The organism is Natronoflexus pectinivorans (assembly GCF_004345615.1).
Lineage (GTDB): Bacteria > Bacteroidota > Bacteroidia > Bacteroidales > Marinilabiliaceae > Natronoflexus > Natronoflexus pectinivorans.
Map to the genome: position 1 here is coordinate 227,597 of NZ_SLWK01000005.1, position 26,213 is coordinate 253,809.

Annotated in this window: 19 protein-coding genes and 2 tRNA genes; 11 read left to right on the top strand and 10 right to left on the bottom strand. The window is 39.8% G+C overall.

Annotation, left to right across the window (positions count from 1 at the left end):
• Positions 1 to 170: 170 nt before the first annotated feature.
• The 4 genes from EV194_RS08910 to EV194_RS08925 are packed head-to-tail and all read left to right on the top strand — an operon-like array spanning position 171 to position 2,863.
• On the top strand, positions 171 to 779 hold the full coding sequence (locus tag EV194_RS08910) for a WD40 repeat domain-containing protein (RefSeq protein ID WP_132433691.1): 609 nt from the start codon (positions 171 to 173) through the stop codon (positions 777 to 779).
• Entirely contained in the window at positions 743 to 1,141 is a 399-nt protein-coding gene (locus tag EV194_RS08915) for a hypothetical protein (protein WP_132433692.1), read from the top strand. Before EV194_RS08910 ends, EV194_RS08915 begins: the two co-directional genes overlap by 37 nt.
• 13 nt (positions 1,142 to 1,154) lie before the next feature.
• The gene (locus EV194_RS08920) at positions 1,155 to 2,363 is read left to right on the top strand and encodes a hypothetical protein (protein WP_132433693.1); all 1,209 of its coding nucleotides are present in this window, start codon (positions 1,155 to 1,157) and stop codon (positions 2,361 to 2,363) included.
• A gap of 11 nt (positions 2,364 to 2,374) precedes the next feature.
• On the top strand, positions 2,375 to 2,863 hold the full coding sequence (locus EV194_RS08925; protein ID WP_132433694.1) for a hypothetical protein: 489 nt from the start codon (positions 2,375 to 2,377) through the stop codon (positions 2,861 to 2,863).
• Between the two features lie 351 nt (positions 2,864 to 3,214).
• Here the strand turns inward: EV194_RS08925 and EV194_RS08930 are convergent.
• A tRNA-Ala gene (locus EV194_RS08930) sits at positions 3,215 to 3,288 on the bottom strand.
• A 164-nt stretch (positions 3,289 to 3,452) separates the two neighbouring features.
• Positions 3,453 to 6,710, bottom strand: a complete 3,258-nt coding sequence (locus EV194_RS08935; RefSeq protein ID WP_165921840.1) for a DUF6055 domain-containing protein — start codon at positions 6,708 to 6,710, stop codon at positions 3,453 to 3,455.
• 408 nt (positions 6,711 to 7,118) lie between these two features.
• Here EV194_RS08935 and EV194_RS08940 point away from each other — a divergent pair, with 408 nt between their 5' ends.
• From EV194_RS08940 to EV194_RS08955, 4 genes are all read left to right on the top strand, one after another.
• Positions 7,119 to 8,249 (top strand): hypothetical protein, encoded by a 1,131-nt coding sequence (locus EV194_RS08940; RefSeq protein ID WP_207915969.1) that lies wholly within the window; start codon positions 7,119 to 7,121, stop codon positions 8,247 to 8,249.
• A 98-nt stretch (positions 8,250 to 8,347) separates the two neighbouring features.
• The gene (locus EV194_RS08945) at positions 8,348 to 8,734 is read left to right on the top strand and encodes a hypothetical protein (RefSeq protein WP_132433697.1); all 387 of its coding nucleotides are present in this window, start codon (positions 8,348 to 8,350) and stop codon (positions 8,732 to 8,734) included.
• Between the two features lie 394 nt (positions 8,735 to 9,128).
• Entirely contained in the window at positions 9,129 to 11,402 is a 2,274-nt protein-coding gene (locus EV194_RS08950) for a TonB-dependent receptor (protein ID WP_132433698.1), read from the top strand.
• 254 nt (positions 11,403 to 11,656) lie between these two features.
• Positions 11,657 to 12,382, top strand: coding sequence for a M48 family metallopeptidase (locus EV194_RS08955; RefSeq protein ID WP_132433699.1), 726 nt, complete (start codon positions 11,657 to 11,659; stop codon positions 12,380 to 12,382).
• A 29-nt stretch (positions 12,383 to 12,411) separates the two neighbouring features.
• On the opposite strand, the gene EV194_RS08960 is transcribed toward EV194_RS08955, so the two are convergent.
• From EV194_RS08960 to recO, 7 genes are all read right to left on the bottom strand, one after another.
• Positions 12,412 to 13,440, bottom strand: a complete 1,029-nt coding sequence (locus tag EV194_RS08960; RefSeq protein ID WP_132433700.1) for a Gfo/Idh/MocA family protein — start codon at positions 13,438 to 13,440, stop codon at positions 12,412 to 12,414.
• A 90-nt stretch (positions 13,441 to 13,530) separates the two neighbouring features.
• Positions 13,531 to 14,139, bottom strand: a complete 609-nt coding sequence (locus tag EV194_RS08965) for an acyltransferase (RefSeq protein WP_207915971.1) — start codon at positions 14,137 to 14,139, stop codon at positions 13,531 to 13,533.
• 73 nt (positions 14,140 to 14,212) lie between these two features.
• Positions 14,213 to 15,343: a DegT/DnrJ/EryC1/StrS family aminotransferase gene (locus tag EV194_RS08970; RefSeq protein WP_132433701.1), complete on the bottom strand. Its 1,131-nt coding sequence runs from the start codon at positions 15,341 to 15,343 to the stop codon at positions 14,213 to 14,215.
• Positions 15,340 to 16,383: a polysaccharide deacetylase family protein gene (locus EV194_RS08975; RefSeq protein WP_132433702.1), complete on the bottom strand. Its 1,044-nt coding sequence runs from the start codon at positions 16,381 to 16,383 to the stop codon at positions 15,340 to 15,342. The genes EV194_RS08970 and EV194_RS08975 overlap by 4 nt, the downstream gene beginning before the upstream one ends.
• A gap of 422 nt (positions 16,384 to 16,805) precedes the next feature.
• The gene (metK, locus tag EV194_RS08980; protein ID WP_132433703.1) at positions 16,806 to 18,053 is read right to left on the bottom strand and encodes a methionine adenosyltransferase; all 1,248 of its coding nucleotides are present in this window, start codon (positions 18,051 to 18,053) and stop codon (positions 16,806 to 16,808) included.
• 671 nt (positions 18,054 to 18,724) lie between these two features.
• Complete coding sequence (locus tag EV194_RS08985) at positions 18,725 to 18,943, bottom strand: hypothetical protein (RefSeq protein ID WP_132433704.1); 219 nt, start codon at positions 18,941 to 18,943, stop codon at positions 18,725 to 18,727.
• Between the two features lie 342 nt (positions 18,944 to 19,285).
• Complete coding sequence (recO, locus tag EV194_RS08990) at positions 19,286 to 20,011, bottom strand: DNA repair protein RecO (protein WP_132433705.1); 726 nt, start codon at positions 20,009 to 20,011, stop codon at positions 19,286 to 19,288.
• Between the two features lie 112 nt (positions 20,012 to 20,123).
• Here recO and EV194_RS08995 point away from each other — a divergent pair.
• The 3 genes from EV194_RS08995 to EV194_RS09005 all read left to right on the top strand — a co-directional run bounded on the left by EV194_RS08995 (position 20,124) and on the right by EV194_RS09005 (position 24,713).
• Positions 20,124 to 20,207: transfer RNA gene (locus tag EV194_RS08995), tRNA-Leu, on the top strand.
• 321 nt (positions 20,208 to 20,528) lie between these two features.
• Positions 20,529 to 22,673 (top strand): LamG-like jellyroll fold domain-containing protein, encoded by a 2,145-nt coding sequence (locus tag EV194_RS09000; RefSeq protein WP_132433706.1) that lies wholly within the window; start codon positions 20,529 to 20,531, stop codon positions 22,671 to 22,673.
• A gap of 192 nt (positions 22,674 to 22,865) precedes the next feature.
• Positions 22,866 to 24,713, top strand: coding sequence for an ATP-binding protein (locus EV194_RS09005; protein ID WP_132433707.1), 1,848 nt, complete (start codon positions 22,866 to 22,868; stop codon positions 24,711 to 24,713).
• Positions 24,714 to 24,718: 5 nt separating this feature from the next.
• On the opposite strand, the gene EV194_RS09010 is transcribed toward EV194_RS09005, so the two are convergent.
• Positions 24,719 to 25,951, bottom strand: coding sequence for a PP2C family protein-serine/threonine phosphatase (locus EV194_RS09010; protein ID WP_132433708.1), 1,233 nt, complete (start codon positions 25,949 to 25,951; stop codon positions 24,719 to 24,721).
• Between the last annotated feature and the right edge of the window lie 262 nt (positions 25,952 to 26,213).

Sequence of the window (26,213 nt, forward strand, 5' to 3'; positions counted from 1 at the left end):
ATTAAATCACATCTGTTCAAACAGACATTACTATAGCTAATAGATAACATTGCTTTAGATTAATCAAACCATTCGGACAAATTACTTGAGCAGCTATGTAATTTTCATTTTTTTTACTATTTTAACACCCGGAAAATAGATAAATAACTTGCATATTATCATCATCAATAATGAAACTTATCATATTAGCCCTATCCATTTTACTTCTAAATTCACAGCTTTTTATTCTGCACAGTCAGAATACGGCTCTTACGCAACTTCCATATATTAACTCTAATATTTATACATTCGATATCTTAGGGAATGGCAAGTATTTATATTTTGCAAATGAAAATAGTATAATTCAGTACGATTTAATAAATAATGTAACTGTCAATATAATAGACGTTCACACAGGAAGTCCAGTCGTTTCGATACTGGTTCACACCAACATCATTTTATTAGGGACCAAGTCAGGCAAGCTCATTTCGGTTTCAAAGGAAACGGGGAAAACATTGTTTGAAAATGACTATAGATCAGGCAGAGTAAATGCCTTAGCCTTAACAAGTGATGAGCGATATGTGATAAGTGGTCTTGAAAGCGGGATGGTGTTTAAGCATTCGATAGAAGATTTAAATCTGGTGGATACCATTTTTCAACACGAAAAAGCCATCACATCAATAGATGTTTCAAGGGAGAAGCAACTGATTGCCATTTCAAGTGAAGATGGCAGCATTTCATTGGTTAGCGAGCCAACTTATGAATGGATAAAAAAATATTGGTTTCAGATGATTGGATAAGAAACGTTTCTATCAACCTCCATAAAGTTCGCTTGCTTTGTGTGGGAGATGATAGGAAACTTTATGAGTGGAATATCGAAAATTTAAATAACATCCGTCTTCTCAATCAAACAAGAATATCAAGAAATTGGGTATTAGCTCTGGATGTTGGAATGAATGGCGATATAGAATGTTGGGGAGGATTGGATCATTCATTAAAAGTCAGAACGCATTTCGGAACCTATGAAAAAAGACTTAATGAGCCTATATTAAAGGTAGAAATTATTAACAACAATTCATCTGAAGTTTTCATTTTAGCTTGTGTATTAAGTAAAGGAATTCAAAATATATCTCTAAGAGAAATGAAGCTACATTCACTTTAAAAACAATCCTGAAATGCAAAGATTAATTTTATTGAGCTTACTAAGCTTAGTGTTTATAAGCCTCTCTGCACAGTCTGACTTCCGTGCCGGGTATATCATCACCAATTCAATGGATACAATTCATGGATTCATTGATCATAGAGGTGAAATAAGGAATATGCGAATTTGCAGCTTTAAAGAATCAATCGAAGGTCCGGAAAAAGAGTTTTTACCCGGTGAGATATATGGATACCGATTTAATTCAGGCAAATTTTATATCTCAAAGGAAATTAATACTGAAGAGGTAAATGACATTGTGTTTGTAGAGTTCTTGTTAATGGGGATTTCAAATCTATATTATTATAGAAATAGCAGTTATAATGCTTACTTTATAGAAACAGAAGACAAAGAATTACTTGAACTTCGAAGAAGTATCGATGAGATACAAAGAGATGGCAGAGTATACCGAAGATCAAATGACAGCTATCAAGGAGTTTTAAACTATGCATTTTCCGATTATCCTGAAATAAGAAATGAGATCTTTAAGACAGATTTTTCACACAAATCTTTAATTCAAATAACACGTAGGTATCATGATTATAAATGCAGTGATGAGGCTTGTATAATTTTTGAAAAGAGACTTCCGGTATTAAGGGTTGAAATAAAACCAATGATTGGTTATGCCTTAAGTGGAATTACTTTTAAGAACACGCAAGTAGACCATATTAACTTCCAGATGAGTTCGAGCTCTTTTGCAGGCATCGCATTGAACTTTATTGCACCCAGGTGGAATGAAAAAACATCATTTTTGGTTAATCTAACATTCAACGAAGATTACTATTATGGCTCATTATCTCAAGGAATTAATTCTATAAATTCCTATTACCACATATACAATACTAATCTAATCAGCAGTTTTTCGCTTAAATATACTTACCCCGGGAACCAGATCAAACCCGAGTTATTTGTAGGCCTTTTTGGGAAAACCATCCTGAAAAGTGATACAGAATTCTATACTGAAAGATTTTCTTCCTATAATCAACGAGTTCGAACAACTAGACTGGATGATGAATCATTTAGAAAGTTCACTAAAGGTGTCACCGGAGGAATTGGGATAGAATATAATTTACTTAAGAAACTCAGGGCTTTTAGCAATTTTTCATATTATTACGGCATAAGCTCTCAGGTTCAAATAGAGTCAATTTTTACTTCATACAGATTTTCAACAGGCTTAACTTTTTAATCCAGTTTACGGTGAAAAAAACTTCTTTAATTCTTCAAGCAATATTCGTTCTGATTTTATGTGTAACATGTCAGAAAGAGATTATAGAGTCTCAGGATTACCCACGAATTAGGACTCTTAAAGTAAGTCGCATAACAGCAGATGGAGCCACTTTTAATGCTGAAATACTATCAAAAGGAACTAATCCAATTATAGAATATGGTTTTTTATGGGATATTGAACCAAACCTCGATTACCATAGCTCTGAAAAGGTTAGCTTTTATGATCCCATAGGGAAAGGGTCATTTAGCTATAGATCAGAACCTTCACTTACAAAAGATCAGGAATATTTTGTGCAATCATTTGCAATAACTGATGACTTCATTGTTTATGGTAACACCGTGCAGTTCGTGAGTAGTGGGAGCATGTCCCCTGAAATCAAGGCTTTTTACCCGGGCATTGCTAGCTATGCTTATTTTGGAGATTCTGACAAATACAATATTGCAAAAAACGAGTGGTAATTGCAGGGAATACAAAGGGCAGGTATAATGGTGTTTGTTTTAATATCAATGATGCTGCATACATAGGAGGTGAGCATAACTATAGTCAATCTTTTGATGATTTTTGGGAATACAACCCAAATCCTTAAAACTCTATAAATGAGGAAATTCTTCTTGCTATATAATATCTCACTTAGTTTACTTCTATTTCGTGAGCAACTTTTTGCTAGTTCCTTAATGGCAGGGATGATTTTCACCTTTGGCAATTACAAAATGCTGTTATAAAAAATGTGTGTTGTTTCATTTAGCGAGTAAAAACTACTTATATAAATAACGTCTTACATTTTATAATGTAAGACGTTATGCTTATTGTGGAGACAAGGGGAGTCGAACCCCTGACCTTTTGACTGCCAGTCAAACGCTCTAGCCAACTGAGCTATGCCCCCGTAATCGGTGTGCAAATATAATCACATTTAAACTTAAAATCCAAAAAAGGATAAACATAAATCACTTTCATCCGAAAGTTTTTTTAGACAAGGCACAAATGACATGTAGAGATGACGAAGTCCGCACCACAGCTCTGTACTAATAGCCTACAGGATTCTTAATCTTATTCAATGATTACTTTTTGGTTAACATTTACTCCGTTCGAAATCAATTTTACGATATAAATACCTTTCATAAGGTTTTTAGAATAGGAGTTATTTTTGACTGTATCATTTAGAATTAAAATACCACTTAGGTTGTATACCATTACATTTGTTTCATACGTTAAGTTTTCAATCATTAACGAGTTTTCAAGACCATATATCATGGGTTGAACATCATTTAATTGAGGTGTTGAACTGACAACGTTAGCGCGTCCCAACAAATTGGTATTGTTGAAACGAACTTTATAAGGCCACTGTTCATCGTTGGAATTATCATCATCCCACGGATGACGCCAATGAAAAGATGGAGCACCAGTCACCACCAACCACAATCGATCAACATGATCCGGAGAGTCAAAACTTAGTTGATTTGCTGGTGAAGAGTTTGATGCAGAAGCCATTTCACTATAAACACGAGTCCCGTCTTTAAGCAGTGCAACAAATCCAAATCTCCAACCGGCAGCAGTAACATTTCTGCTCCTGTAACCATCAATTCCTGCCAACCCTTCAAAATGCACTGTCAACGTTGTGGCTTCAGAGGGAGCGTTTAGTTTTATAACGTTGTAACCATAATTGGCAGGCGTGACTGACTGATCAATTATCCAAAAGTCATCACCGGCATTATTCATTCGTGGTTGAGGACGTGTATTGATTCTGCTCTCTCCAAACGACCGCAATCCCGGAATATCCCAAGTTGCGAAACGAGTTGCCCTATCATACATCTCATCATTAAACTGGCTTTGATTTATACTGGTCATACGTTTATATGCTTCAACCGGATCTTCGGGGCGAACCGATTCATTCCACATGCGACCGATGAAATCCAAACCATGCAGATGGGTCCAATAGTCTGGCAGGAAAAAGTTGTCATATCGTGGAGTTTCATGAAGAATGTGTTTATGTGCTGTCCGGTAATAATTTGCAAGTCGGCCATCGGTGAATTGCAACTCAGGATATATTTTATACGCTTGCCATTGCGCGCACATTTCCCACCAAACATTGCCACCAGACGCATTTGGACCAAAGCCATACATCCAGCCATTTTGATCTTCGTTATCGCAATGAACCTGATACTGAAAACAGTGAGCAACTTCATGAGCCAACGTATGTCCCCCCACCTGAGCCGACCATGCTGTGAGTGTTAACAAACCTATCATATCGTCTACTCCAGAGCCGGAAGCCTCCCAGTCTCTGGTATACCGCAACCGTATAATCATTTTATAATCATCGGTCTTTGAATTGCCTCTGGTTATAAATTTCATAGAGTCTGCATAATAATCGAAACTCTCCTCCGCCACTTCCAACAGACCGTCTATATTTATACGGTAATTGCCATCGGCCAGAACGCTAGGGTCTTCACCATAACCGGGTTCCCAAAATATGATCCAGTTTCTCGATTCCCTGCTCCGTGTTATACTCCAATTATTGTTCTCATTATAAACATCGCCAAGCATCCATGTTGGCACATAAATACCCTTGTATATTAACTCCGAGATTTGCGAAATGCTCCCATTCAGTTCATCGATGGTCACGTTTGAATCATCCACAAGCACATTCGCTTCTTCAAGTAATGGCATCAGCATTACTTTTCTTGATTCTCTCAACGTCTCAAAAACATCGTTGGCATCATCTATTACATTTTGAAGTTGTCTATAGGCCTTTTTCGACTTATGTGCAGTAAAAATCGCATTGTTTATGGTGCTATTAACCTGCCTTAATTCCTCTAAATCAATAATCCCATCGGCAATTGTGGACTCCGCAAAGTCTATGGCATTATTTAAATTCTCCTCATCCGTGATTGTAATTTTCAAGGAAAGGAGTTCTTGAGCCTTTGAGATTTGTCGATCGAGAGCATCCAACAAATCATCGCTGTCAAAAGTCCCATGATACTCTAATTGAAAATTATCAAACAAAACCCAATAAGCTGATTGCTGATGGTCGCTCTTCGCTCCAATTCTAAGGGTATCGCCTTCCTCAATTAAAATCCCGGGAACAGTTATTGAATAACGTTCATCAGAGGCAGATAAAAAAGAGGATGCAGCAGCCATTGTATTCAGATACCCATTCAATGAACCTGCTGCCGAGTAACCTTCGCTATACAATGAGTTAAATGGGCTAATCAATTCAGGAAAGCTATTGGCATCTGCATACAATTGGGCAGAAATGGTCTCTGTCCCTGCCTGATAAGCAGCTCCGGCATCATTCCCACCTGGACGTTCAAATCCCTGAGCTCTTAAGGTATATTTTCCTGCTGGCAACCCTGTAATTGATTGACTCATGTTAAATGTCCTCTGGTAAAATTCAACCACCCGGTGGTTGATGGTGCCAATACCCCTCCAACCCGTGGGAGTATTATTATCAAACCCCTGATTGATGATGTAATTTGTTACATCCAAAGGGTTATCTGAAGATGCATTCTGAAATTTATAAGCCGTTATGGCTTCTTGTAACTCCTCAATGGCAGCAAGAACCTCAGAAGGAGATTCACTGTTAAGAAAACCTTCGGCGCTTTCAATGGCCAATAGAAAATCAGTCGCTCCAGGCGTATCTGGTTCATAAATCTCCTGCGCCTCTTCAATGATTGCCTGAAGATCGTCGATGTTAACAATCTCAACCACTTCATGTAATGCGAATTCATCGAAACCAAAACGGTTGCTCAACCAACGAAAACGTACAACCAAATATGCATAGGAAGGATCTTCGTTGGTAAAGACAAGTTCATTGCGTGTCCATTGTCCTCCACTCTCTACGCTTGTGGAGTTCATTAAAATTTTTGGTTCAGCAGAAGAGGTTTTATTATTCGTAAGTGAAACTTTTAACCACTCCTCCATTCCTGCAACAGCTGATGCATCCAGGTATTTTACATGATATGAGAAATAATATTTTTTACCTGGCTCTAGACTCCAACCGGTTCCGATAGAACCTGCGGAACTGGAACTTTCGTTCCTTGTTCCTACTAAATAAGAGGAATTGTTAATTCCTCCGGAAGGAACGATATTAAAATTTGCAGAACTAAGCGTGGCAGCTGATGTTGTGGCATCAGTCCAGTTGGCAAAGCCATCTTCAAAACCCGGATTAGGGATCAGATTTTCACTTAAAATTCGATATTTTGATCCATCTAGTGTAATAATCTCACCCAAACCTTTCGCAGCAAAAACATTGCTTGAAAAAACAAAGTAAATTGATAGGGTAAATAAATATTGTAAAGACCTGCTCATATTATAGGCAATTAAATAATTAGAAAGCATCATTAATTTTTCATCGTTAAAGATAGAGTCCTGATTTATATCAATCTGACACAAACTCTGCGAATTGTGTCAAAAATCCTGTACATTAACACAATCATTAATACACAGAAAGTAACAATCGATTCGCCCTTGTTTGTCACACCTTTTCTGTCTCTTGATAAAAACAATCCGATAAAGGACTATCATAAATTGCCTGAGGAAATGATAAATAGGTATTTATCATTTGTTTTCAATTACACCCGAAGCATCGGAAGTTGTTTCTTGTTGATTTTGAGTGATCCTATGTTGGAAGTTGTTGCAAAAATTAGAACATTTGTAAATTCCAACACGTATGTGTTGGAATTATGTGCTAAAATACTAATCAAATTGATCTCAGTAATGAAAAGTCTCGTTGCAACTGCTGTCATTCTAACCCTGTTCATCATTCAGAATAATATATCTGCACAAATCGAACCCTGGTACTACATCCCCGAAAACAACCTTCATGAGCAGAAAAAAAATCAGATTTTTCTCAACTTTGATTCACATCATTTCCTTATAAACAATGAATTTTTTGGTTCCATCGTTGAGGGATATACTCTCCCGGGACATATCATTCAGCCAACGATTGTAGCATACGCAGGTGACCACATCAGGCTGGAGGGCGGCGTTAATATCAGAAAGTATTACGGAAAAAATGAGGAACTGGATTTCCGTGCCATTTTATCAGCACGGCTAAAATTTAACGACAACCTGCAACTGGTAATGGGAACCCTGAATGGTCACCGGCATCACAATATGCTTGACGCTCTCTATTTAAACGAAAGAGCAGTTTTTAACCCAATAGAAAACGGAATTCAGTTTTTGTATGACAAAGGAAGCACCAAGGCAGACCTGTGGCTTAACTGGGAACAATTCATCCGAACCGGAGATTCCATTCCTGAAATATTTACCGTAGGTCTGAACTTCAGGCAAAAGCTTGTGAATAATGAATCTGGCTGGGAGCTTGCCATGCCCATTCAAGGCATTGTGATGCACGAAGGGGGCCAAATCAGCGATTTTGCCACGTCAAGTGAATCATTGGTAAACATTTCAGCCGGTTTGGAATCACATCATGCTCTTGATGGCCGAATTTCAAACATTGGTTGGTTTGGCCATTACATCTTATACAAAGATCTTCGGGAGGTAAATATTCATGAAATATACAGCGGCCAGGGTATTTATGCCGGCGTTACCGCCGCCACCGACGAGAGCACTTTAATGCTGGGATATTGGGATGCAAATAACTTCATTGCGCCAAGAGGAAACCCTATTTACCAGTCGGTTTCATTTATCGATCCCATGGAGGTTGTTAAAAAACGCCAACTGGTTACTGCCAAATACAGCTGGCACAGGAGATTCTCCAGAAATGTCAACTTCTCCTTTTTGTTTGAAGCTTATTACGACGTGCCCATATCTCACTTTGATTATGGATATGGGATATACCTCACCTTTACACCTGAGTTTTTCATCAGTAATTTTTCATTCTAACAACATAACTGCAATCATTAAAAATCTTTAAAACATTTGAATTACCCAGAGAGTTATAACTTTTTGCTAAATTTGTGTTGTAAAATGTAAGGTGTATAATGAGAAACAGCCGTAAAATAAAGACATTCTTCGTTCTTTTGGCTCTGCCAATGGTGCTGTGGCTATATTATAACCATCTGACCAACTGGCACTATCACCTTACGGACAACGGAATGGTGGTTAAACATGCTCACCCCTACAACAGCAACACGCTTCCGGGAACCCCTTGGCAAAACCATCACCACAGCAATGCTGAATTCTTCCTATTGGCCATGCTTAGCATTACCGCTACTTTGCTGGTGTTCTTGCTTGCACTTTCATTGGTTTATCAGTTTTTATATAGCCGCTTACGCAGCTATAAATCTCTTTTCATATTCAACAAAGGGTATAGCATCACCAATCATATGCGAGGCCCTCCCTCAATCTCCCCGACACTAAACGGTTAGAACTTTGCCCTTTTTATATTTATATTCAGAAAAGGCTATACAATTTGAACAATCCGTTTTATGCAAATTTTGAAAAAGCATAAAACAGATATCTTAGTGATCCTTTTTATTTTGTATTGCAAAGAGCCCTTCAGTTTGAAACCGTAGAAACCTCATAGTGCAAAATCTGTAGTGCAAATCAGACATAAGAACACGTTCTTATGTGTTCTGTCGGCAACATTGTATCGATGTGTTCAAAAACAGATCAGCAGAACACCAAAATGCATTGTGAGCAAATAGAGTCAAAATATTAAAATCTACACCTGCAGGACAAACAAACAGGTTCAAATATAAAACCAAATCAGCTCCGGCATAGGCATTCTATAGTTGAGCATGATTTTAAACTTTTAATCTAATGAAAATTCAATACAAATTCTATATCATTCTTATTATTCTGTTTACTGGACTTAATCCATCTCATGCGACAAATATCCCTCACAGCCAAAGGCCCAGAACAGACGCCAATATTTTCGGACATGTAGTTGATGCAGACACAAAAGAACACCTTCCTTTTGTAAACATTGTGGTAAAAGGTACCCGGATTGGCACCATTACAGATGTAAGCGGACACTACTTATTGACCAATCTTCCGGAAGGGAGACATATACTACAAGTTCACAGCATGGGATATGCCATGAATGAAGTTGAAATTGTTGCCACAGCCAATACCACCAAAGAGGTAGATATTGAACTGAAATCAACCAGCATCAATCTGGCTGAAGTCACCCTGACTGCCTCTCCCACTGCCAGCGGATTCAGGTACCAGCCCGATGCGGTTTTCATGGGTGAGCAAATCCAACGCAGAAGTGAACCTTCATTTGGAGAAATGCTTAACGGACAACCGGGAGTCAGCATGCGCAGCTTTGGTTCTGCTCCGGCAAGACCTGTTATTCGCGGGATGGATGGAGACAGAATTCTTGTTTTGGAAAATGGCGAAAGAATGGGAGATATTTCTGAGACATCGGCCGACCACGCCATTTCGCTGGACCCATTGGCCGCCACCAGAGTTGAAGTAATTAGAGGCCCGGCCAGTTTGCTATACGGATCAAGTGCTTTGGGAGGTGTCATCAACCTGATGACCACCGACATCCCAGACCAGTGGGATCCCGGTTTAACAGGGGTTGTTTCCGGTCAAACAGCCACCATGAATAACATGGGTGCCGGATTTGGAAGAATGACTTATGGTGGAGAAAAAAATGCTTTCACAGCACGTGCCTCCATGCGAAAGTCAGGAGACATCACTACTCCAGAAGGAAAACTACCGGGAACATCCATGGAAAACTACGATGCTGCCATGGGATGGGGTGTTAACGGAAAAAATGGAAACGGACTAACCGGAGGGTTGAGCTTCTCCATCTCCGACCAAACTTTTGAAATACCCGAAAGCATCGACGATCCCGATGAAAGTGTTGAAATCAGAGCACAACGGATGTCGTTTCAGGGACGATTCGGAAAGAATATACAGGGAAGATTCTTTGATCAGGCCCAAATCCGATTCAATGCATCACATTTTTCTCAGCAGGAGGTTGAGATTGAAATTGAAGAGGACGGAAGCATTGATGAAGATGTTGAACTAGAGTACGATCAATATGCCTTTAGCTCAACATTAACCCTACAACACAAACCGATTGGTATTTTGGCTCGCGGAGCCATGGGGTTAAGTGTTACCGGACAAAATCTTGATGTGGGAGGAGATGAAGCATACACTCCGGGAGAAAGAAGATTTACCGTTGCTGCCTTTACATTTCAGGAAGTGCCCATGACCAACATGTTGCGATTCCAATTTGGCCTGCGTCTTGACTTCATGAACTCAAAAGCTTTAAGCAATGAGGTTTTTGACAACATTGATCTAACCCGAAACAGACTTAACTATTCCGGTTCACTTGGACTCAACTTCCGTCCAACACCCGGAATGGAAATTGGGGCACAACTGGCTCGCTCACATCGAAACCCCATGGTAGAAGAACTCTATGCGGAAGGCATGCATTTAGGTGCTGGCGTATATGAAAGAGGGAATCCCACTCTGAACGATGAAATTGGGCATGGAGGAGACCTCTTCATAAGGTACAAACGAGGCATCATTGAAATGGAGCTGGCAACTTTTATAAATAACTTCCATAACTACATCATATTCCAGCCTACGGGAGTCATTCATGAAGCATCAGGCTATCCCGAGTTTGAATATGTGGACGGAAAAGCCAGGTTGCACGGGGGAGAATTCACGATTGCAGCATCTCTGTTTGATGGATTAACCTTGCAGACAGGCCTTGATCTGGTTCGTGGTCGTCGTATTTTTGATGACGCCTCAAATGAGAATCTTCCATTTATTCCTCCTTTCAGGGTAAGAAGTCAGATTGAATATGACTTTGGAAGAGTTTGGCTGGGTGCCAGCCACCAAATTGTAAACCGCCAAAGTAGAGTGGCGCCGGAGGAAGATAAAACCGATGGATACAGCTTGGTGGGATTCCAGGCCGGATACAGAATGAACAGAATGGGGAACCATGTGTTTATTCTCAGGGTTGAAAACGCTTTCGACACAAAATACCGCGACCATTTATCGCGAATTGAAGACCGGAACTTTGTTATGCCGGGAAGAAACGTAAACCTGTCATACAGATGGTTCTTTTAAAATAAAACAGCAAACACCAAATAGATAAAGCCGGGCAATTGTCCGGCTTTTGTTATGAAAAGAAGGAAATGGATAAATCCATTATAAACATATTCAAATAATTCCATAGCCCACGGTTTAAACCGTGGGCGCAAAGTTAATAAATTATGTAGCTGAGAAGACTTTTGTCCCGAGACATTCGGGATAGTATCACCTACCAAAAAATATCTCAATGCAAATATTTACGTATTTTTGTAGCATTGAAAATCATTAAAATGAACCAGCCAACCATCATTCACTTTGAGCAAATTGGCAATGTCACATTCCAGTCCGACAGGCGTTGCAAGCGGCTATCAATTAGAATAAAGCCATTGCAGGGCGTTTCGGTGCTTTTCCCGCCGGGATATTCCATAAAAAACGCAATGGCCTTTGTGAATGAAAAAACGCCATGGATTTTAAAATCCATGGAAAAAATGGCTGAGCATGAAGGAAACTTCACGATTTTCAATGAGAATACCACTTTCAGAACCAGATCATTTTCCCTTAAAATTGAAAAAGCGCAAAGAGAGGATGTCCGGCTTAAACTAAACCGGGGCATTTTAAATGTGTGGTATCCGTATCATATAGACGTCACATCGGAACCGGTACAGGAAGCCATACGTTTTGGAATAGAGGAAGCATTGCGACTGGAAGCGAAAAGAGTATTGCCTTCCAAAGTCCATCATTTTGCAGTAAAACATCAATTCTCCTACAATCGTCTATTCATTAAAAACCTAAAGAGCCGTTGGGGAAGCTGTTCAGGAGTAAACAACATTAATCTAAACCTGCATTTGATGCGGCTCCCGGATCATCTTATCGACTATGTCATTTTACATGAATTGTGCCATACCAGGGAAAAAAACCATGGATCTGGATTCTGGAGTTTAATGAACCAGGTGACTAGCGGGAAAGCAAAAATTCTGGCCAACGAGATGAAACAGTATAGCACAAAAGTATATTGAATTGTGTCCCTGATTTTCTTACCGGAAACTCAAATCTCTTCACCCGGTCCACGAACCTGATAGATTCGTTCAATAATATCCACAATCTTCATGCCTTCCAGCGCATTGGTGGCTACTTCGGTGTTTCCGTTGAGCGTTTCCACCACATTTTCGATAACCGCTGAATGATTGGATGCAGAACCCTTGTATCCGCCATAATCGTTGGGCGGATTCACCGGCTCCAGTTCCGGCATCTTATAATCCTGAATATGACAACACGACACATCATCCATATACTGACCGGCGATTTTCACGGTACCTCTTTCTCCAATAATGGTGATGCTGCTCTCCAGATTGCGGTCCCATATCGCTGTGGAGTAATTGATGCTTCCCATGCCGCCGTTCACAAAGTCAAATACAACGCTTCCAGCATCTTCAAACTTGGTGGAATGACGATGCGCAAAATTCCCAAAATTCCCTTTTATGTTGCAGATATCACCAAACAACCAATACATTATGTCCATAAAATGGCTGAACTGAGTAAAAAGAACCCCTCCGTCTAAGTCGGCAGTTCCATGCCATCCCCCGGGTTTATAGTAACGGTCGTCCCTATTCCAGAAACAGTTCATCTGAACCATGAATATTTTCCCCAAACGCTCCTCCTGAATAATCTGGCGTAACCATTTCACCGGTGGTGAATAACGATTCTGCATAACAGTAAAAACCTGTCGCGATACCTGTAGAGCCTTAAAAATTACCTGCTCTGCATCTTGCTTTGACAGTGCCATTGGTTTCTCAACCACCACATGCATGCGAGCTTCCAATGCCTCCAAAGTTTGTGATGCATGAAAACCATTTGGCGTGCATATGTTTACCACATCTATTTCAGTATCACTTTTAAGCAGCTCTGAAATGGATTTATAGTATGGAATATCCTTATCGTTAAAGCCGGTATCATTGGCATCCAACACATCACATACCGCTACAAGACTGGCATTGGGATTTCCTTTAATCATGGCAGCATGTCGCTTTCCGATGTGTCCAAGGCCTATAACGGCAAATTTTATTGGTTTATGCATTCGTTTCTCTATTATATGGTTTTGAGTTTGATGGTTTTGAGTTGAGAGTTGATGGTTTATTGTTCTAATTTTTAAGTTTAAGGTTTTAAGTTAATTTGTGGTGTCGTCTTTGGCGACAATTTTGACCACTTTACCACCGGAGAAAATATAAATATCTCCACTTTCGGGACATTCAGCCAATCCGTCGGGTTTGAATCTGAGGCGGTGACCATATTCGCTCATCCATCCGGAATGACGCGCAGGTGTGCCCAATACAAGACTGTATGGCTGAACATTGCTGGTAACCACAGCTCCTGCTCCCACAAATGCAAAAGCTCCAATTTCTACACCACATACTATGGTTGCATTGGCTCCAATGGTCACTCCTTTTCGAACGATGGTTTTTTTGTAGGCATTTTTTCTGCTGATGGCACTTCTGGGATTGATGACGTTGGTAAATACAGCCGAGGGGCCAATAAAAACATCGTCTTCGCAGACAACTCCTTCGTACAACGAAACATTGTTTTGAACTTTTACATTATTACCCAAAACAACGCCTTTGGCAACCATTACATTCTGGCCAAGGCTACATCCCTCTCCGATTTTGCAGCCAGTAATCAAATGACAAAAGTGCCATATTTTACTGCCTGAGCCAACTTCACACCCCTCGTCCACAATGGCCGATTCGTGAATCATGATGTTGTCATTTTTTTGTGACATGCTGATGTGATTGAATTGTTATGTTTTAAGTTTTAAATTCAAGGTTTGAGGTTCAAGGTTGAGGGTTTATGGTTTATGGGTTTTTTTCAAAGAAAGCGATAATTGATTTACCAACCAGCTCGGCTTCTTCTTTTTTCATTTCGGTATGAATGGGCAAAGATAGTACTTCATTGCATAGTTGTTCTGCCACAGGCAGAACAATTCCGGGACAAAATGCTTCAAAGGCCTTTTGTTGATGCAATGAGAGCGGATAATAAATTCTGGAAGGAATACCTTTCTCCTGAAGATATGTTTTAAGAGCATCCCGATGTCCGTTTTTGACTCTAATGGTATATTGATTAAACGTATGGCTCGAATCGGCGGCTCTTTCAGGGGTTGATATTTCTTTAAGATGCATCAAAAGTGCGTCATATATTCCGGCCACGTTTTGACGTGTCCGGATAAAATCCTTCAAATAAGGGAGTTTAACTTTTAATATGGCAGCCTGCAGTGTATCAAGGCGTGAATTGATTCCTGTGATATCATAAAAATAACGCTCGCGTGACCCATGCGATGCTATCATTTTCATTTTGGCAGCCAACCCGGCATTGTTGGTGAAGCATGCGCCACCATCGCCAAAGCATCCCAGATTCTTTGAAGGGAAAAAGGATGTGCAGCCAATGTGGCCTACAGTTCCGGCCTGACGATTCTCTCCCTTAAAATCTACCTCCGCACCCAACGATTGAGCGACATCTTCCACCACGTATAACCCATGTTCATCGGCCAAATTCATAATGGCCTCCATGGATGCAGCCTGCCCAAACAGATGCACAGGAAGAATCACTTTGGTTTTTTCAGTGATGGCTTCTGCAATCTTTGATACATCAATGTTATAAGTGCCAATTTCCACATCAACAAAAACAGGTTTTAAGCCGAGAAGAGCGATAACCTCAGCGGTGGCCACAAATGTAAATGGAGAGGTAATGACCTCGTCGCCCGGACTCAGGTCAAGTGCCATAAGAGCCAACTGCAAGGCATCGGTTCCGTTGGCACAGGGAATGACGTGTTCAACAGATAAATAGTCGGCCAGATTGATGGCAAACTGCCCAACCTCCGGACCACCGATGTATTGACAGTCGTCCATGGCCTGCATAACCGCTGCGTCAATTTCGCCTTTGTATTTATGGTATTGCGAACGCAAATCTACCATCTCAATTTTACTCATAAATCGTCGTAAACTTTTAATGCCTTAATTCTGTCTGCAAGGGAATGAAAAGCAATCTCCTTTTTGGCCAAAGAGTCCTTCAACATGTCCATTGTAAAGGGTCCCATGTTTTTTGAATGCAGAACAACCATCCCGTTGCGCCTTGATTTCTTAACCAGCCACGACCAGCGATACTTATCCATATCTTCGGGGGTAAGCCTATAAAAACGGGGGCCAAGCTCTGAAATCCAGTGGCCGGACTGTTCCCTTCGGGTAAAGCGCAAACGTGTGCCGTCGCCATAACAACTTTTAAACGGATAAACCATATTGCGCAAAAACCAAAACATCATCCGGATATAAACCGGTACTTTGATGCTCTCCTTTGGGAATTCCCAAAAGAAGCCGTCATGCTCCTGTTTCAACACGGAGGTGTTGAAACGATAATGCAAAAACGGGGGCATCATCCTAAAATCAAACGGATAAGCCGGATTAAAACTCTTCATCCCATAAGCGGCTGATGCATCAACCCTGATGTTGTTATGTTTTAAGGCCTCTGCCAATCTTTCAAATGGCTCAATCCTGTAGCCACCTGCTCTTATGGCTCTTACTTTATAACCGGGATTCTCCTTTTTGCATATTTCTTCAATCAGATTTTTGCAGATGGTGATGCATCCCGGTATGGTTTCAATGTTGTTCAGTTCCCAACCGTCCCACAACTTGTGAATGGAGAACCGCATGTATGAAAAATGCCACCTGTTGTTTTCCCACCTGGCATCCAGCCAATGGGGATGAATGTGCATTTGCACATCATGCCCATTTTTTATCAATAGCCGGATTTGCTTTTCTATCATTTCACGTTCAAGACGAAGAGAGTCAACCTGATCTTCCAACTGCTTCAACCGATAGAAATGCAAAACATCCCAAAAAACAGTCATCTTATACTCATAATCGTCGAGCACCTCCATCAGATGCCTGACAGGGCGTATCATACAGTTCTCCACAGTACCAGGATCGGAACCAAAAAACAGTTCATAATCCACCGTGAGTATAAGGTGCTTCATAAGCGACGGGAATCAGGTTGTAAAATAAATGAAATTTTATCTGTTTTCACAATCATTATTATCCGAGAAAATAATCTCATATTATTTAAGTGCTCAAGCCGCACGGGCTCTTACTTTTTTGCTACAGCAAAAAAAAGTAAGCAAAAAATGCCGCCGCTGCAAGGAATTTTTCGAGGATGTGTTTGTTTTTTTATGGCCTCAAAGAACTACGTTTCCTAAAAATCAACCTTATTGTCTAAAATCCGGGAACTCGCTACGCTCAAACAACCCGGATTTTTCAACGACAATAAATTTGATTTTATTAACGGAAATTTCTTGAGGCGGAAAGAAGCCTCCATTAATACCAGAAGCTACTAAACACCAAACGAATAAAGACTTTTTAATGCGTTCAAAGATTTTAAACGGACATCAGTGATAAACAATTAAAGTCCGAACTCCTTTTGGATGGCATCCACATAATCGAGCTTCTCCCAGGTAAAAAATTCCACTTCTTTCTCGGTCTCGTTTCCGTTATTAAAAACTTTAACTTTCTCCTTGTATGGCGAACGACCCATGTGGCCATATGCTGCAGTTGGCTCAAAAATAGGGTTTTTAAGTCCAAGACGGCGAATGATGATTCCGGGACGCAAATCGAAAAGTTTTCCGATTTTTTTGGCAATCTCTCCATCAGACAGATTTACATTGGAGGTACCGTAGGTATTTACATACACGCCAACGGGATCGGCCACACCAATGGCATAGGCCAACTGAACAAGCACCTCATCGGCCACGCCTGCTGCCACCATGTTTTTTGCAATGTGACGTGCAGCGTAAGCAGCTGAACGGTCAACTTTGGAGCTGTCTTTCCCTGAAAACGCACCTCCTCCGTGAGCTCCTTTACCACCATAAGTATCCACAATGATTTTCCGTCCGGTAAGGCCGGTATCGCCATGGGGGCCGCCAATTACAAACTTCCCGGTAGGGTTTACATGCAGAATGTAGTTATCGAAAAGTCCGGCAACGTTGGAATTTAGAACTTTTTTGACCCTTGGAATCAGGATGTTTTGTACATCTTCCTTAATTTTTTTAAGCATGGCTTCGTCTTCATCAAAAGCATCGTGCTGAGTAGAAACCACGATGGTGTGCACCTTGATGGGCTGACTGTTATCGTCATACTCAAGCGTAACCTGCGATTTAGAGTCGGGACGCAGATAGGTCATCTCTTTTCCTTCTCGACGAATGGCTGCCAACTCTTGTAACAACAGATGCGACAAATGCAGTGGCAATGGCATAAACTCATCGGTATCCCGGCAGGCATACCCAAACATCATCCCCTGGTCGCCGGCTCCCTGGGTCTCTTCGCTTTCGCGATCCACGCCCCTGTTAATGTCCTCCGACTGCTCATGGATGGCAGATATAACACCACATGAACCGGAATCGAACATATACTCTGCTTTGGTATATCCGATGCGCTCAATGACATTTCGCGCAATTTGCTGAACCGGCACATAACCGGTGGTTTTAACCTCTCCGCTGAGAACCACCAAACCGGTAGTTACCAAAGTTTCGCAGGCAACTCTTGAATTTGGGTCCTGTCGTAAAAATTCATCTAATAGTGCATCTGAAATTTGATCGGCCACTTTATCGGGATGCCCCTCTGAAACCGACTCTGAAGTGAATAAATATCCCATAAAACATAGAAATTAGTGTCTGTACCATACATAACAAGCGGCACACACAAAAGTTGAACTTAATTTTATCGGGAAATGGACGTTGAAAAGCCAAAAAACTGCGTTTTAGCATTTTTTTTGAGTGGTTGCAATCAGCCAAATCCCTCCACTTTTTTCTTTACAACAAAGTAAAGAAAAAATACGATAAAAATCAATTGTAAAAATTAATGCCGGTAAAAGATTGGGAAATGGCGGATTACTGTCATTGCACCTCTACGAGGTGCAAATTCTTAAATCTGATGCTTTTCTATCAACATTGGCTCTCTACGAGGGCAATGTACAACTCAATTAAAGACATTACTAATTAAACCTGAATTCTATTCTGCTTATTAATATTCGGTAAAAAATATATCCACCAATCAAGCATGAGGCAAAAGAGGCAAAAACCAATAAATATTCTTTATGTTATCGGATATGCACATATGTTGCTTGCGAACCAATAATACCCACAATATTTAAAATTGCAAACACAATATATCCATATTTGCTGTTTTCATTTTTCATAAATATATATCTGAATTTGTTCCCGGCTCAAACAGATAATATTGCACAATTGGTTAAGAAACAATATAACCATAATCACTTAAAAGTTTTTAAAAAAACGTTGCGTCGAAAAATTTCGAAAGACTCCTTTATTTAATTTTATTTGTCACAACAAGAATCACATAAACAACACTAATAATCAACATAACCAAAGGTGTAAAAATCCAAACAGGATGAAGTTCTAAATAAATGCGCCCTATAGTAACAAGCAACAATACAGTTGGGATAATATAGAAGCTCTTTTTGAAATTTTTAACTGAACCTCTTTTAGAAAAGTATGCGATGTTTGTTCCAAATATTGTTCCCATCAATGTATATTTTTTGAATACTCTGTTTTATAGTCTGATTGAAATCCTGTGTGGAAAAATCAATGGTTTGCTGTCCCCGGTAATTCTTGATATAATCCAAACCTTGGTTATAGAGCATGTTAATCTCAGCAGGCATATTAGAAATGCCAATTGTTTTAACCATTTTGTACGTGCCCGAACTTTTGTCAACCACTTGAATGCTAACAATTCCGCTTTTGTTCTTCTTTTTCTAACAAACATGGTGCGAATATACCGCTGGGACACCCAATCCAACAACTAAAAAACAATTAATCTGCTGATTGAATGTCTTTTAAAGTTTTTGGTTAAAAAAAAGTGCGGAACTCAGGAAAAAAGCTCTTTCAGTACATCAAGAGACCTGATCTTGCCAATTTCCTGATGATGAAACTCATAGAAAAGTACAATTGAGTTGAGCAGTTGGCGTCGGCGCGTTACATTTTCAGCGATATCGGCAAGTTGCTCCACTTCAATATGGAACAACGATGCAAGCCAACCACTCTCCTCTTTATTAAGAAAATATGGGTGAGATGGTTCTCCACTGACAAAACAGCCCTCCTTGATATCAAAACGGGAGTATGCATCACTGAAATTATTGTGAGGGAACAATCCCAGATACCGTGTTAAATTAAATAAGAACCAGATGTGATAGTTCTCCATTCCGGAATGATCTCCATCCATAAATTCCACAGACTGATCTAAAAATTCGAACAGGTATTGATTTTTACCTTCACCCCGAAGTCCCCTTGATAAAATCTCAGTAATCAAAAAGGCCTGTGCTCTGCGTGTTTGTGAGTATGGGATACGCAATAAAGGTCTGACTGGACGAAACTCCTTTATTCGATGTATCTCCTTATTTGAATGGTGATACACTTCCATTTCAAGCACATTGAGAGGTTGGAGTAAAAGTCCATTGGACTTTTTGCGTTTCCCAAAAACGCGGTTAGCCATATAACTCTGCATACCAAACATCGATGTATAAACATGCACTATGGCGCTGGAATCGCCATAACGTGTATGATTCAGAACTATACCGCGGGTTTTGTGTATCATTAACAGAGCATTTGTCCTGCAAAAATAAATAAAATGTAAGGAATATGGTTTTTTCTTGTTTGGGATGATGAATTATTATATATTTGCCGCGCAATAAATCTTAATGTTGTTTGCCCGGATGGCGGAATTGGTAGACGCGCTGGTCTCAAACACCAGTGACAGCAATGTCGTGCCGGTTCGACCCCGGCTCCGGGTACAAACTTCAATTAAAGCTGCCTTTTTAAAGGCAGCTTTTTATTTTTACTCCCATATTTAATAGTTCGTTAAGCTTTTTTATTTGCCTAATTATCAAACGTTTATGAATTTGCTGCAATGATATTTAATTAGCTGATAATAAGAAGCTTACTTATGTCTTATATCTAATAATCTATAAGTCTAACGATCTATTGATATTAATCCCTTTAAATATTCTCAATTGATAAATTACTTACAGTAATTGTCGAATTTTGAAAAATAGAAATCAAATTAACTTCATAATTTTAAGGCATTATTAACCTTTTTTATTAATCGCAGAATTATGAAGAAAAAAACTTTACACTTGAGATTATTGTCAGTGAGCCTTTTGACATTATGTTTAAATGCATTTTCAATAAATGCAGAAACTACTGCATCAAATCATGCTCTAAAGCTGTTGGGTGGAAATGGGAGTGAAAGTCACATAAACATTCCAGAAATCCCTTTGACCAGCAACAGTTTTACCATGGAAATGTGGTTTAAACCTGAAGGAATTCAACCGAATAATGCCGGATTGATCTATAGTAGAATTGGGGAACATCATGCCGGAATTGCTTATGCTTCAGCATGGCAGGGAACCGGGAAGTTACGTTTTATGACAAACATTGCAACGGATGATTATGGAACAGTTTCCGAACAGATTGCAACACCAGGAGAATGGCATCACATAGCTGTTGTGTTAACCCCCACCAGCAGCACGCTCTATTTAAATGGAACTGAATCTCAAAGAGATATTGTAAGTCCGGTATACGATTTTTCCACTGGTAATCTGTATATCGGATGGGATAATGCAGATGCAAACAGAGCTTTTAAAGGAGTTATTGATGAAATAAGAATCTGGGATACGCCTAAATCATCTGAGGAAATAATTGAAAAAATGTATATTACATTGGATGGAACTGAAGACAATTTGATTGCATATTACAATTTTGATGATGCTAATGATGGAATTGCCACAGACATGTCTGGAAATGGGAATAACGGTCTTATTGTTGGGGGTGTCTACACCAATAATTCTTCATATTTAGCAACCCTTTCAGAGCTCATTATTGATGGCATCAATATGTACCCACCATTTAAGAATGGACATCTAGAGTATAACATTATCCTACCGGAGGAAACGACTTCTTTGAACATCAACGCTGTAACTGACATACCTGGTGCAACTGTTCAAGGTTCAGGAGCAGTAAGTCTAACAGATGATGAAAAATCTATTATTGTAGAAGTACTCTCGGCTGATGAAAAGTCCATATCTCAATATATCATTTATATTGCGAATACTGAACCTACACTTAAACACTCTTATACCTTTGTGGATGGCACCGCCAGAGACATGGTAGGAGATGGTGACGGAACAATAATCGGCGGTGAAATTTACAGAGGCGTATATACTTCAAGCCAGGATGGCCATCACATAACATTTCCTGCAAATAAAATAGCAATTAACTCTTATAAATCTATTACAGTTGAACTTTACGTAAAAGCAGGTAATGAAGCCAATGGGAACAACCACATGTTAACATATTTTGGAGCAACTCAAGATGGATGGAAAGGGGTAGATTATTTCTTCACCTCTCTCAAAAGTCGAACAGCCATAAGCTGCGGAAACTATGGGGCGCCATGGGGTGCGGAAAACGGTGTTGATAGTGAAAAACTGGATGCTGGAGGCTATCACCATTTGGTTAGTATATTGACCAACGAGTCCATTTCTTGGTATGTTGATGGAGAGTATAAAGGCTCAGCAGCACTTTCTGAGGAGAATAAAATCCATAATTTAAGCACTCAGTTTGCTTACCTTTGTCGAGCTGGATATAGTGACCCAACCTGGATCGGCTCTATTTATGAATATAATATTTACAGTGGCGTTATGGGTTCTCAGGAAATTGCCACAAGGGCTACGGACTTTCCATTTTTTGTTTCGTCAGATGCAACTTTATTTGATTTAAAAGTTGACGATATTACCATAGACAATTTCGATGCAAACACATTGGAATATACTATGGTTTTGACCACTGATATTTCAGAATCCCCTGAGGTGACAGCAATCGCATCTGATGAGCCATATGCAAATGTTGTTGTAACCAACGCGAACCAAATTCCAGGTACAACAACAATTGAAGTTACAGCTGAGGACGGCACAAAATCTACATACACCATCAACTTTATATATGATACCCAGACTTCGTTTGAACAAGAAAAAATTAGCAGTGTAATTGTTTACCCGACTATTACAGACAATGGATTTTATGTCATTTTAAACAATGAATTTGTTGCAGTAAGAGTATTCGACATAACAGGAACTCTTATAAAAACGGCCATCAACCCGAGCGAGAGCAAAATGATACCATTGCCACGTCCCGGGGTATACATCATTCAAATAGAATCTGAGACCCTAAATAAAACCTTCAGAATCTTAAAAACGAAATAGTTATATTAAATTGACATCCAACCCCGGATTTAGAATTCACTCTCTATCCGGGGTTCTTTAACTAAGACTTAAATTGAGTTTAATCCAGTTTCCCAAAAATTGTTAACAACTTTTTTCTAAATCCCAAACAAACTAAAGCATAAATATTTATATTTAGCCATGAAATATGATTGAGGAGAAGAGACAAAACCTATGTCTAAAACAACAAAAACCTACATTCGTCATTTACATGCTTTGATTAACAGGCATTTGGGGCCGTCGTCACTTCCCGGTGAAGGCATCCAATATTGGAGACAACGGATTTTTCACTACTTTTCTCTGGCGATAGTGTTTTTTGGGGTAACTGTATATCTGTACTACGGTTTATATTTTCTCTTTTCTCAGGATTACCATTTGCTTGCTTTCAGCACTTTTATTTTTATCTCTTCACTTTTGATGGTCAGCCTTCCGGGCATTCCACTTAAAATCAGATCAGGTTGGGTGCAGCTGATGCTATTTATTACCGGGACATTCCTCCTTTTCCTTGGCCCCCACACCAATATTGGGATGATTTTCCTTTTTGCCTGTTCCATCATGGCTGTTACCATGTCGGGAACGATTACGGCCATCAGATATATGATTTTACACTCAATTGTGTTGACAGCGGTAGGCTTTTATTGGTATTCAGGAAGATTCCAACTGACCAATTTTCCTGACATATCACTTCACACCTATATAAATCTGGCAATAAGTTTCATGGTGCTGAATACCATTACTCTGGCACCGTTAATTTCTCTGATTAATGGATTAATGTTCAGCATAAAAAAAGAACGCAGGTATCAGCGCATTCTGGAAAAAGAGCAGGATGATCTGGTTTTGGCCCGGCAGAAAGCCGAAGAGTCCGATAAACTGAAAACGGCCTTCTTATCCAATATGAGTCATGAAATCCGAACTCCGATGAATGCCATTCTCGGATTCTCGAACCTTTTATCACATAAGGGGGTCAGCGATCAGGAGAAGAAAGAATTTGTAAATCTCATTCGAATAAATGCCAACAACCTGATGTCATTGGTTGAAGATATCATTGATATTTCGAAGATGGAAAGTGGCCAGTTTGAATTACACAACAGCCCTTGTCAACTGCACCAACTACTTGATGAGACCAACAACATTTTTGAAGAAGAGATCTTCAGACGTGGAATTACCAATGTAAAGCTTTACCTGAAGAAGGGCTTGGCAGATGAAAATCTCCAGATATTAACGGATGGAATCCGGTTGAAAAAAGTTCTGGCCAACTTAATAGGTAACGCTATTAAGTTTACGCACAAAGGATATGTGGAATTTGGCTATGTGGTAAAAAATCATCATCAATTGGAATTCTACGTTAAAGATACCGGCATAGGTCTGCCTGAAGGAACTGAAGAGCTTATTTTTAATCGTTTTTACAAATGCAGCAACAACAGTGAAAAACTTTACGGAGGAACCGGTATTGGGCTCACCATTGCCCGACATTTGGTCAGATATATGGGTGGAGACATTCGTGTGGATTCCAGATCGGCTGTTGGAACAACCTTCTATTTCACCATCCCTTTCCAGAAGGTGTTAGTTCCATTGCAAAACCAGGTAAAACCCTGGCTTTCAGACAGCATAAACTGGGAAGGAAAAACCTTTTTGGTAGCAGAGGATGAGGAGGATAATTTCCGTTATCTGGAAGTGGCTCTGTCGCTCTTTAATGCGTCTCTGATTTGGGCAAGAGATGGGAGAGAAGCTGTTGACATCCTTCAAAAAGTGAACCAGATAGATCTGGTATTGATGGATATAAAAATGCCTGTTATGGATGGGTATACTGCTGTTCGAGAGATACGAAAATTCAACAAAACGGTACCTGTTATAGCTCAAACAGCTTATACAATGAGGGGAGAAAAAGCCGAAGCGCTGAAAGCCGGATGTAACGAGTATATCTCCAAACCCATTAATTACAACGAGCTGGTTGATATGATTAAACAGTTCATTCCCGACAAAATGGAAAACCAGACCCAAAGTCAAGGGATCGTTTCATGAGAGGATTAATAGAATCCCATTCCTACTACCGAAATATCATCAAAAATGGATTGCCTCTCCACATGTTTTGATATAAACTTTCTTATTTCCTCAATATTGGTATCAATTGATTGAGAATTTGAGATGATTTTCTCAACAGCATTCAACCCAGATGTGATCTCATCGCCACGTTCCAACTCCACCAAGCCATCAGTAAAAGCAAGCAGTTTAGATCCTCTTGAAACGGTCACGCGACCGGTTTCAATCACCGGAATTGTGTCCAGCATCCCCAGCCCGATGCAGCCTTTATCGAGTGAAATCAGATGTCCCTTTTGCGGCTCAAACAGCAACGGAGGCAGGTGTCCGGCATTTACATAACTAAGCCGTCGTGTCAGAATATTATATTTCCCAATAAAAATGGTAATAAATTTTTCACTATTGGCACTTTCGTTTACCCTTTTGTTTAATTGGTGAATCAGTTTTTTCATTTTCACCCGTGAAGTAAAAGCAGACCTGATAACAGCCTGAAAATTTGACATCAGCAACGCTGCTGAAATACCTTTGCCGGAAACATCGGCCACACAAAAACCGATGGTGTTTCGCGAGAGTTTCACAAAATCGTAATAATCGCCCCCCACACCATAGTGAGGATGATATAAAGTGTGAATTGCCAGCTTCCGGTGTTGAGGTAAATCGGCGGGTCCGGGAATCAACTGATTCTGAATGCGGGAAGCCAGCTCCAGCTCCTTTTTCATTACTTGCTGCTCAAGTAGTTCTGCATGCATTCGTTTGTTTTCAATGAAAACAATTATCAGATTTGAGATAATCTGAATGAGCTTTAGGTGTTTGATGGTTGGACTTATACCTTGTTGTTCTTCCTCCACATCCCCAATCAGGACATACCCTATCGCCTTAAACCGGTGGAAAAGCGGGATGATGGCATCAAAGCCTTTAAGATTTTCAGGAGGAGAGAGTGTGATGTTTTCTATGCCTTTAAAAACCGTCAAATCTCTTTCCACATCAATGCCTGCCACCTCTTCGGGAGTAACTCCTGAATTCAACAAGTTGGACCAGACTCCTTCAGTGTTGGTATATACAAGAATTTTTCCAACATCCAGTTCTTCACGCAGCAAAATTTCAAACTCAGACAACAAATCTTCAATGTTGTGGTCTTCATTGATGGTCTGCGCCAGATCCAACAGGATGTTTAGCCGGTCTTTATATAATCTAATGCGTCTTTTCCGTGTATGTGTAATCATTATAACTCTTTTTCCCGTTCTGCGACAGACTAAATTTACAAAAAAAATATATGTAGTCAAGTAACAAATCATGCTTAGATCATCTGATTTAAACATATTGTCTGGAAATTTGATATAAATTCAGATCTTGTTACTATTCGGTTATCGCTAGTTAATCGGAAAAAACTTTAAAATATTTGCTATAATGCACTCATTATAAAATGAATGGTTGTCAAAATGACAAACCGGGTTAGCGCAGTAGACGCTAACCCGGTTTGTCTAT

Coding starts and splice junctions, on each gene's coding strand:
- EV194_RS08910 (WP_132433691.1), top strand. CDS start 171: ATGAAACTTATCATATTAGCCCTATCCATTTTACTTCTAAATTCACAG.
- EV194_RS08915 (WP_132433692.1), top strand. CDS start 743: ATGGATAAAAAAATATTGGTTTCAGATGATTGGATAAGAAACGTTTCT.
- EV194_RS08920 (WP_132433693.1), top strand. CDS start 1,155: ATGCAAAGATTAATTTTATTGAGCTTACTAAGCTTAGTGTTTATAAGC.
- EV194_RS08935 (WP_165921840.1), bottom strand. CDS start 6,710: ATGAGCAGGTCTTTACAATATTTATTTACCCTATCAATTTACTTTGTT.
- EV194_RS08940 (WP_207915969.1), top strand. CDS start 7,119: ATGAAAAGTCTCGTTGCAACTGCTGTCATTCTAACCCTGTTCATCATT.
- EV194_RS08945 (WP_132433697.1), top strand. CDS start 8,348: ATGAGAAACAGCCGTAAAATAAAGACATTCTTCGTTCTTTTGGCTCTG.
- EV194_RS08950 (WP_132433698.1), top strand. CDS start 9,129: ATGAAAATTCAATACAAATTCTATATCATTCTTATTATTCTGTTTACT.
- EV194_RS08955 (WP_132433699.1), top strand. CDS start 11,657: ATGAACCAGCCAACCATCATTCACTTTGAGCAAATTGGCAATGTCACA.
- EV194_RS08960 (WP_132433700.1), bottom strand. CDS start 13,440: ATGCATAAACCAATAAAATTTGCCGTTATAGGCCTTGGACACATCGGA.
- EV194_RS08965 (WP_207915971.1), bottom strand. CDS start 14,139: ATGTCACAAAAAAATGACAACATCATGATTCACGAATCGGCCATTGTG.
- EV194_RS08970 (WP_132433701.1), bottom strand. CDS start 15,343: ATGAGTAAAATTGAGATGGTAGATTTGCGTTCGCAATACCATAAATAC.
- EV194_RS08975 (WP_132433702.1), bottom strand. CDS start 16,383: ATGAAGCACCTTATACTCACGGTGGATTATGAACTGTTTTTTGGTTCC.
- metK (WP_132433703.1), bottom strand. CDS start 18,053: ATGGGATATTTATTCACTTCAGAGTCGGTTTCAGAGGGGCATCCCGAT.
- EV194_RS08985 (WP_132433704.1), bottom strand. CDS start 18,943: ATGGGAACAATATTTGGAACAAACATCGCATACTTTTCTAAAAGAGGT.
- recO (WP_132433705.1), bottom strand. CDS start 20,011: ATGATACACAAAACCCGCGGTATAGTTCTGAATCATACACGTTATGGC.
- EV194_RS09000 (WP_132433706.1), top strand. CDS start 20,529: ATGAAGAAAAAAACTTTACACTTGAGATTATTGTCAGTGAGCCTTTTG.
- EV194_RS09005 (WP_132433707.1), top strand. CDS start 22,866: ATGTCTAAAACAACAAAAACCTACATTCGTCATTTACATGCTTTGATT.
- EV194_RS09010 (WP_132433708.1), bottom strand. CDS start 25,951: ATGATTACACATACACGGAAAAGACGCATTAGATTATATAAAGACCGG.